The following is a 12,601-nucleotide window of genomic DNA, read 5'->3' on the forward strand; positions in this document are numbered from 1 at the left end:
GCCTCTCAAGCCTTCATCGGATTGAGCTTCAGGTGCTGGATCAGAATGATGGTCTTGGCGTCGACGATACGGCCGTCGGCGATGCCGGCCAGCGCCTCGTCGAGCGGCATTTCCAGAACCTCGATGTCTTCGCCCTCTTCCAGAGCTCCGCCGCCGTCGGAGATACGGTCGGCCGGCGAATAGCGCGCGGTAAAGAACCAGAGCCGTTCCGTCACGCTGCCGGGGCTCATATACGGCGCGAACAGCCGCTCAACGTTCTTCAAATGATAGCCGAGCTCCTCTTCCGCTTCCTTGCGGATGCAGGTTTCCGGGTCGTTTTCGTCGAGCAGTCCGGCACAGGCCTCGATCAGCGGCTCGCGATGGCCGGTGACATAAGCCGGATAGCGGAACTGCCGCACCAGCAGCACCGTCGAGCGCTGCGGATCGAAAGGCAGGATCACCGCGCCGTCGCCGCGATCGTAGGTCTGGCGGATCTGCGTCTCCCAGCGCCCATCACGGCGGCGATAGTCGAGCACCGTCTTCTTGAGCACCGCCCAATCGTCGGACAGGATTACTTCAGACTGGATGCGGACGCGATCTTCCATGACGGGCTCCGTGCTGGCGGCAAGCGTTATCGGCGAACAGGCGCGGGCGCAATCCTGGAAACCGACTGGTCCAGCGAGACTTTCACCGGCTGTTGTCTGGCGCGAAGCGCCGCGGCTGCCTAGATAGCGATATCTCCCAGGAGCCGTTTCATGACATCATCGCTTTTCCAGCCGATCACCCTCGGCGGCCTCACCTTCCCGAACCGTATTGCGGTAGCGCCGATGTGCCAATATTCGGCCGAAGACGGTTCCGCCAGCGACTGGCATCTGCACCACTGGATGAACCTGGCCATGTCCGGCGCCGGCATGGTGACCGTCGAGATGACCGACGTCGAGCGGCGGGGCCGCATCTCGCATGGCTGCCTTGGCCTTTACTCCGACGACAACGAGGCGGCGGCCAAGCGCACGCTCGATGCCGCCAGGCGCGTCGCCGCTCCGGGGACCAAATTCGGCGTCCAACTCGCCCATGCCGGCCGCAAGGCATCCAACAGGAGGCCTTGGGAAGGCGGCGGCCCCCTGCAACCGGGCGAGGATGCCTGGCAGACCGTTTCGGCTTCGGCCATCGCCTATGACACAGGGTGGAATATACCGCACGCATTGGACGAGGAAGAGATCCGGCAAGTCATCCAACATTTCGCCGATGCGGCCAAGCGGGCCGAGCGCGCCGGCTTCGACTTCATCGAGCTGCACGCCGCCCACGGCTATCTGATCTTCCAGTTCCTGTCGCCGCTTTCCAACCAGCGCACGGACCGCTGGGGCGGCCCGCTGGAAAACCGCATGCGCTTTGCCGTCGAGATCGCCAGGGCGGTGAAGAAGGCCGCGCCCGGCCTGATGCTGGGGGCGCGTCTTTCGGTGAAGGAATGGGTCGACGGCGGCTTCGAGATCGAGGACGCGATTGAAGTGGCCAAGGCGCTGAAGGCGGAAGGCGTCGCCTATCTCTGCTGTTCCAGCGGTGGCAATTCGCCGTTGCAGAAGCTGCCCAGCGGCCCCGGCTACCAGGTGCATCTGGCCGAAGCTGTGCGCAAGAGCGCCGGCATTGCGACGCGCGCCGTGGGCCTGATCGACGATCCGCAGCAGGCCGAGGCCATTGTGGCCGAAGGCCGCGCCGACATGGTGGCTCTGGCGCGAGCCTTCCTTGCCGATCCGCGCTGGGGCTGGCGCGCGGCGGCGACGTTCGGCGAGGAAATCCGTCCGGCGCCGCAACTGGCGCGCTCGGTCACGACGATGCAGCACTGGATGAAAGCGGCCGGCTGAACGGCTTGCACAAGTGACGCAGCGGCTGAGACCTTTGGGCGCAGCCTTCCGCCACCATTGCAACCAAATTGGCCGTTTTACGTTGGCGGCCATGACAGACAGCAAGCCATTTGAGAAGCCGGTGGTGGTCGAACTCGGCCATGTCGGCAAATATCGCCAAATAAGCAGCACCCGCGAAGCCGCCGAGTGCCTGATGACCGTATGGCCGCTCAATCGCGGCCAGCGGCATCGTGATGCTCTCGATACTTGCCTCAAAGCGCTGGAGGGGTATCGTTCGACGGCAGACGCGCGCCGCGCGTTGATCGAGGCAGCCGAGGAATCCGAAGTGCTGGTTCCCGAAGAAAGGCTGTCCGACGGAAAGCTGCATTGAGCAGGCAAAGGGCTTCTCGACCGGAGGATTCCATGGCGAAACTGACTTACAAGATCGTCGAGCATGACGGCGGCTGGGCCTACATGGTCGGCTCGACTTTTTCAGAAACATTTCCTACCCGCCAGGACGCGCTGCGCGCGGCTGAAATTGCTTCGGCCGAGCAGCAGGTCGCCGGCACCACGGATGGCATCCAATATGAGGATTCCGAGGGTGTCTGGCATGACGAACTGGCCGATGGCCGCGACCGGCCGCAGACCGAAGTCTCAGACTAGTTTCCGTCGCTCGATCCGTTGCGGCGACCGACGCTGCAAAGCTCGCGTCGGTCGCTCGCTGGCGAACGGATTACTTGCCGCAATAGCGGTCGTTGACGTTCGGGCCGGCATTCGCGTCCGGCCCCGCCGTATCCGAGGCGCATGGGCCGATGGCGCCATTGCCGAAGCTGTTTAGCCCGCTGGAGTCGCGATCGGAATAAATGCTGCCCGTGGTGTAGGGATCAACCGGCGCTTCCTCGCTATAGACCGGGCGATCACGGTGCCACCACCACCAAGCGTCCGACGATTGTGCCATAGCCGAGGTGCCCATAGCCAGGACGAGCGCCAAGGCTGCAAAAATCTTGGTAAGCATAATTGGTCTCCATCTGGTAATTGCCGCATTCCTGCTGGCAGGAAATTCGCCAGCCGACACGGATGAAACCCAGGGTTGGAGCCGAAGTTCCCGTTGAAAGTGTGGGTGAGGCAGAATGCCCGACACTTTTGTGTGACGGCTCGTGAACGGACGCGATCCCTCTCGGCCTTTGACCCGAACGGGATCAATTCACGCTGGGAATGCGCGCGCGGCGATGCGCTCGATGAAGGCGACGACGCGTTCCGGTTCCACGAATTGCGGCATGTGCCCGAGCTCTTGGACGCGTTCGAAGTCGAGCTCCCTGATCCTGCCCGGCATCGGATCGCCATGCGCCGCGATGCCGATGACCCGGTCATCCGCGCCGAACAGAATGCCGGCCGGCATCACGATCTCGCCATAGCGCTGTTCGAGGCGGCCGAGATCTTCTTCCACCGCCACGAAATCGGTGGAAGTCGCCTGGAATTGGGCGGGCCGCAGCCCGAGCCACCCGCCTCCGGCGATCATGTAATCCCCCGGCACGGCTTGCGGCGCGAAGATGAATTTCATCGTCGGCTCCGCATATTTCAGGCTGTACGGTATCGCTAAAGTATGGGCTAAGATCGAGCGCTTCAGGCGCGAGGGAACATAGAGCAGGTCGAATTTCTGGCGCACCCTCCCCTCCAGATGGGTCAGCGGCGCGATGAGCGCGATGCCGGAAATCGCTGTTGGATGCTCGATTGCAAGTGCAAGCGCGATGGCGCCGCCCAGCGAATGACCGACGATCAAGGGCCGTTCCAGCCCAAGCTCCTCGATGAAGCGCCGCACCACTTCCGCCTGTTCGGGCAGACGGCCGCTCGCCCCGCCTGCCCGCACCGAGTATCCCGAGCCCGGCCGGTCGAGAGCGATCAGCCGGTAGCCCTCGCCGAAGCGGCCGAACAGCGTGTGCCGGAAATGGTGGAGCTGCGCGCCGAGGCCGTGCAGGAAGACGATCGGCCTGCCCTTGCCTTCTTCGACATAGTGGATGCGGTTGCCCCCGATCTCGATGAACTTGCCGCAAGCCGGTACCAGCTTTTCGGCCTTGGTCGCGATCCACCATGTTGCGAGCATAAAGCCGAGCACGACGGCGGCCGCCGCAACGAGCAGGCCGCCGATTAGCCACGACAAAACCGATATCAGCATCTTGCACCCGAGCCGGACCGACGCACCTTACCCGCAACCGTGTCTGCCACAAGAGCCCCGCCTTGCGTGCGCATTGCGGCCGGCTGCCCGCCGCGTTATTTCAGGCGACCCGCAGCCGGAGTGAGCCATGCCCGAAATCGTCACCGCCGCCATGCTCGTCATCGGCGACGAGATCCTCTCCGGCAGGACCAAGGACAAGAATATCGGCCATCTCGCCGACATCATGACCGCAATCGGCATCGATCTGAAGGAAGTGCGCATCGTTCCCGACGAGGAAGATGAGATCGTCGCCGCCGTCAACGCGCTTCGCGCCCGCTACACCTATCTCTTTACCACCGGCGGCATCGGCCCCACGCATGACGACATCACCGCCGATTCGATAGCCAAGGCCTTCGGCGTGCCGTGCGAATACGATGCCAGGGCCTACGCCATGTTGGAGGCAAGCTATGCCGCGCGCGGTATCGAATTCACCGAGGCGCGCAAGCGCATGGCGCGCATGCCGCGCGGCGCCGACCACATCGACAATCCGGTGTCGATCGCGCCAGGCTTCCGCATCGGCAACGTTCACGTGATGGCCGGTGTGCCGTCGATCTTCCAGGCGATGCTCGACAATGTCGTGCCGACGCTGAAGACGGGCACCAAGATGCTGTCGGCCACCGTGCAGTGCCCGTTCGGCGAAGGCCTGATCGGCGGACCGCTGGCCGACATCCAGAAGGCGCATCCCGACACCGTCATCGGCTCCTACCCGAAATATGGCGACGGCAAATTCTGGACCGAGCTCGTGGTGCGCGCCCGCGACGAAGCGGCTCTCCAGGCCGCGCGCAAGGCCGTTGCGGCCATGGTGGCGGGCCTGTCGGCCGCGAGCTGACCCCGGAACCAGAAGGCGCGCACCGACGTTTCTGGCACGGCACTTTCGTGCCGGCCATTCGATGCCGAACGCGATCTTGGCCGATAAATTTGAGGGATCCGTCATGCGCTTCAAGACGATCGTCGCCATTCTGCAGAACGAACAGGACGCCGAGCGCGTGCTCGATTGCGCCATCCCGCTTGCCGAGCGGTTCGAAAGCCACCTCGTCGGCATCCACGCGGAAGCGCTTCCGGTACCCTATACGTCGGCAACCGGTTTCCCCGACACCGAATTCCTGCAGGTCTCGGCCGAGATGAACAAGGAGCGCGCCGACAAGCTGCAGGCGGTCTTTCTCCGGCGCGTCGAGGACTCCGGCCTGTCCTTCGAGTGGCGGAGCCTCGAAAGCTTCTCCGGCGACAGCGCGCTGACCGGCATTTCGAGCGTGCGCGCGGCTGACCTGATTATCGCCGCGCAGCGCGATACCGGGGGCGATCCGGGCGCAGATGTCGATACGCTGGTCTACGATGCAGGCCGGCCGGTGCTTGTCGTTCCGCATGCCGGGCCCCTCGTCACCACCTTCAGGCGTGTGCTGCTGGCCTGGAACGGCAGTAAGGAGGCGGCTCGTGCTGCATTCGATGCCCTGCCCTTCATCAGCGAGGCGGACAAGACCGACATTCTCGTCATCGATCCGCCGGAGACGCTCGACGAGGCTCCCGAGGCGGCGGGTGCCGAGATCGCGGCTGCCTTGTCACGCCACGGCGCCAATGTCAGCGTTTCCGTGCAGAAATCGGGGGGAAGCTCGGTCGACGACATCATCCAGGAGAGGATCGCCGAATCTGGCGCCGATCTGCTGGTGCTTGGCGCCTACAGCCACTCCTGGCTGCGGCAACTCCTGTTCGGCGGCGTCACCCGCACCGTGCTGCGCACGGCGAACGTGGCAGCCTTCTTGTCGAGATAAACCACGTCTCCCGAAACTGGGAACGGGCTGCGGGACAAAGACGTGCATCAAATAGGAATTTGCAGCGCGCCGGTTGAACAGCGCGACGCGCTGTAAGTACACAGCCATCCTTGACTGCCACCTTGCCAAGGCTGGCGCTTTCCGGCTAATTCCGGCTGCATTCCATCGTATCTGCGCGCTGCGGCGCGCGCTTGCGGAGTGCACGAACCATGTCCCTTCCCGAAAAAGCCTTTCCGGTCTCCTGGGACCAGTTCCACCGCGATGCCCGCGCGCTCGCCTGGCGGCTTTCCGGCACCAACAAAGGCCAGTGGAAGGCGATCGTCTGCATCACCCGAGGAGGCCTGGTGCCCGCCGCGATCATTTCCCGCGAGCTTGGCATCCGCGTCATCGAAACGGTCTGCGTCGCCTCCTATCACGACTACACGAGCCAGGGTCAGTTGCAGGTACTGAAGGAGATCTCGCCTTCGCTTCTTGCCGATGACGGCGCCGGTGTGCTCATCATCGACGACCTCACCGATACCGGCAAAACGGCCGGTATCGTGCGCGCCATGATGCCGAAGGCGCATTTCGCCACCGTCTATGCCAAGCCGAAGGGCAGGCCTCTGGTCGATACATTCGTCACCGAGGTCAGCCAGGACACCTGGATCTACTTCCCGTGGGACATGGGCTTCACCTATCAGAAGCCGATTGCCGATGATCACGCCGGCTGATTGTTGGAAGCCGCTATTTCCGTCCAGCGCCCGCGCCGCGCACAGTTTGCTGCATAAAGAAGCCCCCAAGGGGCGATATTTCAAGTTACTAGCCCTGTCGGTTAACCAACACGAGTGAAGTTTTTTACTTTTATCGTCCATAATACGTCGTAAGATTCGTTTGATGGCAAATGATTCTAGAGGCTCGGGGCAGCTTCTACGATGTTGACGAGGCCAACGACGCACAACCAGATGGCCGAAAGAGTCCGGCGACTCTTCGGCTCAGTGCCCTGCCGCCTGCAGGTTGCGGCATTGCCTTGGCGTGAGAACGAAAACGGCGTCGAGATCATGCTGATCACCAGCCGCGATTCCGGACGCTGGGTGCTGCCGAAAGGCTGGCCGGAAGCCAGGGAGCCGCTTTGCACAGCTGCCGCCCGCGAAGCCGGCGAGGAAGCGGGATTGCACGGCACGGTCTCGCATCTCGAAGCCGGCCGCTATTTCTACGGCAAGGTCCTGGCATCCGGCGAGGAAGTGCCTTGCGAGGTCCTCGTATTCCCGCTCAAGGTCGACCGGGTTGCGGACCGCTGGAAGGAAAAGCGGGCCCGCACCCGCAAATGGGTCGGCTCCGCCGAGGCCGTCCGCATGGTCAACGAGCCCGATCTTTGCCAGATCATTGCCTATTTCTGCGCCGATCCGCATAAGTTCGCCTGAGTCGTCGCTCATATAACGCAAATGCGATCTGCCACGAGCATGCTGCGCGTTGCGATGCGCGAGCATCGGTGCTCTGTTGTTGCTGCAGTGCCGATTCGGCTAATGGCGTCGATCGATGACGAACTCCGCGCAACCAGTTGAAGAAAACTCCGGCGAACACCGCCGCGAGCACCGCCAGCGCGTGCTCAAGGGCGGGACGATCATCACCGGTATCCAGAATTCCGAGGTCAGTTGCACGTTGCGCAATCAGAATGCCGGTGGCGCCGAGCTGAAAGTCGCGCCGGACTCACGCGTTCCCGATCGTTTCCTGCTCTACGTACCGCTCGATGGTGTGGCCTATCGCGCGGAAGTCCGCTGGCGCCGCAACGACCGCGTGGGCGTCAAGTTCACCGGTACTGAGCCCAAGCCCAAGTTGCATTACGGCTGACGGTCGGCCCGCAAGGCGGGAAGGCACCCGGCCGAAGCCGGATGCCTTTTCTCAGGCGACGAGCCCTTTCGTGAGTTCGAGCGCCTGGCGCTCGAACAGCCGGCGGTAGATACCGCCGTTCAGCCGGATAAGCTCGTCGTGCGAGCCTTCCTCGATGATGCGGCCCCGGTCGAAAACCAGCAGCCGATCGAGTGCCCGCACGGTCGAAAGCCGGTGCGCGATGACCAATGTCGTGCGCCCGACCATGAGCCGCTCCATCGCCTTCTGGATGAGCACCTCCGATTCGGAATCGAGGCTGGATGTCGCCTCGTCCAGGATCAGGATACGCGCATCGGCCAGGAAGGCGCGCGCGATCGCCACGCGCTGGCGCTCGCCGCCCGACAGCTTCACGCCGCGCTCGCCGACCAGGGTTCCGTAGCCCTTGGGCAGATTGGCGATGAAGTCGTGCGCACTGGCGAGCTTCGCCGCATGCTCGATCTCGGCCTGGGTGGCGCCAGGCCTGGCATAGGCGATGTTCTCGGCCAGCGACCGGTGGAACAGGATCGGCTCCTGCTGCACGATGGCGATCTGGCTGCGCAGCGATCCCTGCTCAACCTGCGAAATGTCCTGGCCGTCGATCAGGATCCGGCCCCCGTTCACGTCATAGAGGCGCTGGATCAGCTTGACGAAGGTCGTCTTGCCCGATCCCGAATGCCCGACCAGCCCGACGCGTTCACCCGCGGCGATCTCGACCGAGAAATCGCGATAAAGCGGCAGGCGGTGATTGCCATAGTGGAACGTCACCCTGTCGAAGGCGATACGGCCGTCGGTGATCCTGACCGGCCTGGCGCCTCGCCGATCCTCGATGCCGAGCGGTTCGGACTGGAAGTCGACCAGTTCCTCCATGTCGTTGATCGAGCGCTGCAGGTTGCGAATATGCGTGCCGATATCGCGCAGATAGCCCTGCAGGACGAAGAACGACGTCAGCACGAAGGCGATGTCGCCGGCACTCGCCTCACCCCATGCCCAGAGCATGAGCGCCAAGCCGATCACCGCCGCCCGCATCAAGAGCAGCATCGCCCCTTGGGTGGTGCCGTTGAGCGTGCCGCGCATCCAGGTGCGGCCGGTGCGCAGGCGCCATTTGGCGACCACGCGGGCAAGCCGCATTTCCTCGCGAGTCTCGGCGCCGAAGCCCTTGACCACCGCGTTGCAGCTCACCGCGTCGGCCAGCGCGCCGCCGAGGCGTGTGTCCCAGCTGTTGGCGAGGCGTGCGGCCGGCGCGACGTAGCCAAGCGACAGGATCGCGGTGACGGCGATGAACAGCACCGAACCGATTGCAACCACCAATCCCATCATCGGCCAGAACCAGCCGAGCAGCAGCGTCGAGCCGACCAGCATGACAACCGACGGCAGCAGCGCGATCAGGATCGTGTCGTTGAGCAGGTCAAGCGCCCACATGCCGCGCGTGATCTTGCGCACGGTCGAGCCGGCGAAGCTGTTGGCATGCCAATCCGTCGAAAAACGCTGCACGCGGTGGAAGGCGTCGGCGGCGATGTCCGACATCATCTTCAATGTCAGCTCGACGATCCATAGGAAGGCGGCATTGCGCAGCATGACGCTGGCCAGCGCCAGCGCTATCAGGATGGCAAACGCCGTCATTGCGGCGTGCCAGGCCACCTCATCGGCGCCGGCGCTGCTGGCGACCGCGTCGACCAGCCGCCCGGAATAAAGCGGCGTCAGCACGTCGGCCAGCGTCGAGAGCAAGAATGCGCCCATGATGAGCGACAGCCGCCACGGCTGGCGGCGCCAGTGGCCGAGGGTGAAGCCGAGCACGCTGCGAAAGGCGCTGGCGCGCAGATCTATTCTGAAACGAGCCATGATGTCATCCGGGCGCAGAGAGGCCCGGTCCCGGTAAAGTCAAATTGGAAAACCCGCGCCGGCGCTTTATGGCGCCCTTAAAACGGGAGGTTCAGTATGGCTGGTCGCGGGCCCTGAGGCGACCGGCAGCTGCAAATGCCTGCCCTGCGGCTGGTCTTCCGAACGGAATTCGGACGGCCGGTGCAGACCTAGGCTTCGCGGCCTCGCATAACGATGTCAAATCCTGCCATACGGTCCTCCCGAAAGGGAATCGCGGAAGGGCTCTTATAGAGGCGGCTCACCATCTCGCCAAGGCAGGGCGGGCCAAAACGGCGTCTTGTCCGGCCACTGAGACGATTTTGCAACAACGGTGGGTTGCGCTGGGGACAGCGCCATTCGGGCGAACCGCTTTGCGTTTCAGCGGACTAGCTGCGATCCCGGAACCGGTTGGTTATCGGGTAACGGCGGTCACGGCCGAAATTCTTCCTGGTGATCTTCACGCCCGGCGCCGCCTGCCGGCGCTTGTACTCTGCGATGTAGAGAAGGTGCTCGACGCGTGTCACCGTCGCCCGGTCATGGCCGCGCGCGACGATGTCGTCGACGCCCATCTCGTTCTCGACCAGGCATTCGAGAATGTCATCCAGCACCGGATAAGGCGGCAGCGAGTCCTGGTCGGTCTGGTTTTCGCGCAGCTCCGCCGACGGCGCTTTATCGATGATGTTCTTCGGGATGACCTCGCCCGATGGGCCGAGCGCCCCCGGCGGCACATGCGCGTTGCGCCAGCGCGACAGCGCATAGACCTGCATCTTGTAGAGGTCCTTGATCGGGTTGAAGCCGCCATTCATGTCGCCATAGAGCGTGGCGTAGCCGACCGACATCTCACTCTTGTTGCCGGTGGTGACGACCATCGAACCGAACTTGTTCGAGATCGCCATCAGGATCGTGCCGCGCGCACGGCTCTGCAGGTTTTCCTCGGTGATACCTTCCTGAGTGCCCTCGAAGAGCTGCGTCAGCGCATGCCGGAAACCTTCGACCGGCTCGGAGATCGGCACGATGTCGTAACGGCAGCCGAGCGCGCGGGCGCAATCCTCGGCGTCCTTCAGCGAGTCCTTCGAGGTGTAGCGATAGGGCATCATGACGGTGCGCAGCCGCTCCTCGCCAAGCGCGTCGACCGCCAATGCAGCGCAGATCGCGGAGTCGATGCCGCCGGAGAGGCCGAGCACCACGTTCTTGAAGCCGTTCTTATTCACATAGTCGCGCAGGCCCAGCATGCAGGCCCGGTAATCGGCCTCTTCCCGTTCCGGGATTTTCGACATCGGGCCCTCCGAGCAGACCCAATGGTCGGAATGATTTGCATTTTGCGCGCCCGCGGCGACGCGGCTTCGCTTCCAGGTGGTGACGTCGACCGCTTCCTCGAACTGGCTCATCTGGAAGGCAAGGGTCTTGTCGGCGCCGATGGCGAAGGAGGCGCCGTCGAAGATCAGCTCGTCCTGGCCGCCGAGCTGGTTGGCATAGATCATCGGCAGGCCTGTTTCGATCACCTGCCGGATCACGACCTGGTGGCGGACGTCGATCTTGGCGCGGTAGTACGGCGAGCCGTTCGGCACAAGCAGGATCTCGGCGCCGCTTTCGGCCAGCGTCTCGCAGACGGCGATGTCGCCCCAGATGTCCTCGCAGATCGGGACACCGATGCGCACCCCGCGGAAATTCACCGGCCCTTGCAGCTCCGGCCCGGCCTGGAAAACGCGCTTCTCGTCGAACTCGCCATAGTTCGGCAGGTCGAGCTTGTAGCGCTCGGCGATGATCTTGCCGCCATCGGCGAAGACGATGGAGTTATGCGTGCCGCTCTTGCGCTTCAGCGGCGTGCCGATGATGACGCCAGGACCGCCATCAGCGGTGTCGTCGGCGAAATCCTGCGCTGCCTTTTCGCATGCTTTCAGGAAGGCCGGCTTCAGCACCAGGTCTTCCGGCGGATAGCCGGCGAGGAAGAGCTCCGTGTAGAGCACGAGATCGGCGCCCTGGCGAGCCGCATCCGCCCTCGCCTCGCGCGCCTTGGCGAGATTGCCGGCGACGTCGCCGACGGTTGGGTTGAGCTGGGCGACGGCGATGCGCAGTATGTCGGGAGCGGTCTGGGTCATGAATTGGATTTAGCGTGGCGGCAATCGCCGGGCAATGGCGATTCCTTGTGCCGCCCAGGACTGGCCGGCGAATGCCGGTCATGTCCCGCCCAAGCCGCAGGCGATCAGGCCTGCTCGCCCATATATTCGCGCAGCGTCTCCGGCGAATGGTTCTCGCCGATCGACATCGCCAGAATGCGCGAGATGTGCCGGCGCGGCAGCCCGGTCTCGGCGGACCATCGGTTGATTTGCGCCTGGACCTTGTCGAGGTCCCGCTTCGAGGTCGGGCTTTCGGCGATGTCGAGACCGGCGTCGCGCAGCGCCGCCGCCATGTCGGCGGAAACGATGAAGGTGTCCCACTCCAGCCAGCGCAGAAAATACTGGCCGGTGTTGCCGCCGAGCCGGCTGCCATGCTTGCCGAGATAGGCGGTCAGCCCGACCTGGTCGTCGGCCGGCCAGTCGGCCAGGAATTTGCCGAAACCGCCATGTTCCTTCGAGACGCGGTCCACGAAGGCCGCGTTGTCGCGCACCGATTTGATCTTTTGCGGGTTGCGCACGATGCGCTTGTCGGACGCCAGTTCGTGCCAGAAGTCGTCCGGCTGGAACAGGAGCCGCTTCGGCTCGAAGCCGAGGAATGCCTCCTCGAAACCGGGCCATTTCTGCTCGATCACACGCCAGACGAAACCGGCGGCAAAGATGCGCTCGGCCATGGTGGAGAGGATGCGGTCGTCATGAACTTTCGCCACGGCCGCGTTGTCGGGCATAGGTCCGAGCAGCGACGCCAGCGCCTCTTCACCGCCCTTGCGCTTTGCCGCCCGGGCATGAATTTTCTGGAAATCGGCCATTTCCGCCCTCGCCTGTTTCGACCAATCTATCACTTCCCGTCAGGCTCCGTAGCCTCTACCTCTATAAGCAATTCTAGGAAAAGTGCGCAGCGGTTTTCCGTCCGGAATTGCGTGAGCTGAGTAAGCGATCTCAGAAAAAAATGCGCAGCGGTTTCCATCCGGACTCTTGGAAACGCGGGCC

General features: G+C 63.7%; 14 protein-coding genes. 8 read left to right on the forward strand and 6 right to left on the reverse strand.

What is annotated here, in order from left to right; translation table 11 throughout:
- Positions 1–5: 5 nt before the first annotated feature.
- Complete coding sequence (locus CK220_RS08550) at positions 6–584, reverse strand: NUDIX domain-containing protein (protein WP_095811088.1); 579 nt, start codon at positions 582–584, stop codon at positions 6–8.
- A gap of 150 nt (positions 585–734) precedes the next feature.
- On the opposite strand from CK220_RS08550, the gene CK220_RS08555 reads away from it, so the two are divergent.
- The 3 genes from CK220_RS08555 (at position 735) to CK220_RS08565 (ending at position 2,480) form a co-directional block, all read left to right on the forward strand.
- The gene (locus CK220_RS08555) at positions 735–1,838 is read left to right on the forward strand and encodes an NADH:flavin oxidoreductase/NADH oxidase (protein ID WP_095811089.1); all 1,104 of its coding nucleotides are present in this window, start codon (positions 735–737) and stop codon (positions 1,836–1,838) included.
- Between the two features lie 91 nt (positions 1,839–1,929).
- A complete protein-coding gene (locus CK220_RS08560; RefSeq protein WP_066998903.1) occupies positions 1,930–2,208 on the forward strand; it encodes a DUF982 domain-containing protein in 279 nt (92 codons plus the stop codon).
- 32 nt (positions 2,209–2,240) lie between these two features.
- Positions 2,241–2,480 (forward strand): DUF2188 domain-containing protein, encoded by a 240-nt coding sequence (locus CK220_RS08565; RefSeq protein WP_067328195.1) that lies wholly within the window; start codon positions 2,241–2,243, stop codon positions 2,478–2,480.
- Positions 2,481–2,550: 70 nt separating this feature from the next.
- Here the strand turns inward: CK220_RS08565 and CK220_RS08570 are convergent, their stop codons facing one another.
- Positions 2,551–2,832: a hypothetical protein gene (locus CK220_RS08570; RefSeq protein ID WP_095811090.1), complete on the reverse strand. Its 282-nt coding sequence runs from the start codon at positions 2,830–2,832 to the stop codon at positions 2,551–2,553.
- A gap of 189 nt (positions 2,833–3,021) precedes the next feature.
- On the reverse strand, positions 3,022–3,990 hold the full coding sequence (locus CK220_RS08575; protein ID WP_095811091.1) for an alpha/beta fold hydrolase: 969 nt from the start codon (positions 3,988–3,990) through the stop codon (positions 3,022–3,024).
- Between the two features lie 127 nt (positions 3,991–4,117).
- On the opposite strand from CK220_RS08575, the gene CK220_RS08580 reads away from it, so the two are divergent.
- From CK220_RS08580 to CK220_RS08600, 5 genes are all read left to right on the forward strand, one after another.
- A complete protein-coding gene (locus tag CK220_RS08580) occupies positions 4,118–4,858 on the forward strand; it encodes a competence/damage-inducible protein A (RefSeq protein WP_095811092.1) in 741 nt (246 codons plus the stop codon).
- A gap of 103 nt (positions 4,859–4,961) precedes the next feature.
- A complete protein-coding gene (locus CK220_RS08585) occupies positions 4,962–5,795 on the forward strand; it encodes a universal stress protein (RefSeq protein ID WP_095811183.1) in 834 nt (277 codons plus the stop codon).
- Between the two features lie 209 nt (positions 5,796–6,004).
- Positions 6,005–6,505 (forward strand): xanthine phosphoribosyltransferase, encoded by a 501-nt coding sequence (gene gpt / locus CK220_RS08590; RefSeq protein ID WP_066998919.1) that lies wholly within the window; start codon positions 6,005–6,007, stop codon positions 6,503–6,505.
- A gap of 201 nt (positions 6,506–6,706) precedes the next feature.
- Positions 6,707–7,195: an NUDIX hydrolase gene (locus tag CK220_RS08595; RefSeq protein ID WP_095811093.1), complete on the forward strand. Its 489-nt coding sequence runs from the start codon at positions 6,707–6,709 to the stop codon at positions 7,193–7,195.
- A 115-nt stretch (positions 7,196–7,310) separates the two neighbouring features.
- Positions 7,311–7,622 carry a PilZ domain-containing protein gene (locus CK220_RS08600; RefSeq protein ID WP_095811094.1) on the forward strand — a complete coding sequence of 104 codons (312 nt, stop codon included), beginning with the start codon at positions 7,311–7,313 and terminating at the stop codon, positions 7,620–7,622.
- Between the two features lie 51 nt (positions 7,623–7,673).
- Here the strand turns inward: CK220_RS08600 and CK220_RS08605 are convergent, their stop codons facing one another.
- The 3 genes from CK220_RS08605 to CK220_RS08615 all read right to left on the reverse strand — a co-directional run bounded on the left by CK220_RS08605 (position 7,674) and on the right by CK220_RS08615 (position 12,420).
- Positions 7,674–9,479, reverse strand: coding sequence for an ABC transporter ATP-binding protein (locus CK220_RS08605; RefSeq protein WP_095811095.1), 1,806 nt, complete (start codon positions 9,477–9,479; stop codon positions 7,674–7,676).
- Between the two features lie 404 nt (positions 9,480–9,883).
- Positions 9,884–11,596: an NAD+ synthase gene (locus CK220_RS08610; protein WP_095811096.1), complete on the reverse strand. Its 1,713-nt coding sequence runs from the start codon at positions 11,594–11,596 to the stop codon at positions 9,884–9,886.
- Between the two features lie 104 nt (positions 11,597–11,700).
- Complete coding sequence (locus tag CK220_RS08615; protein WP_095811097.1) at positions 11,701–12,420, reverse strand: DNA-3-methyladenine glycosylase I; 720 nt, start codon at positions 12,418–12,420, stop codon at positions 11,701–11,703.
- Positions 12,421–12,601 lie beyond the last annotated feature (181 nt).

Source organism: Mesorhizobium sp. WSM3860, from assembly GCF_002294995.1.
Taxonomy (GTDB): domain Bacteria; phylum Pseudomonadota; class Alphaproteobacteria; order Rhizobiales; family Rhizobiaceae; genus Mesorhizobium.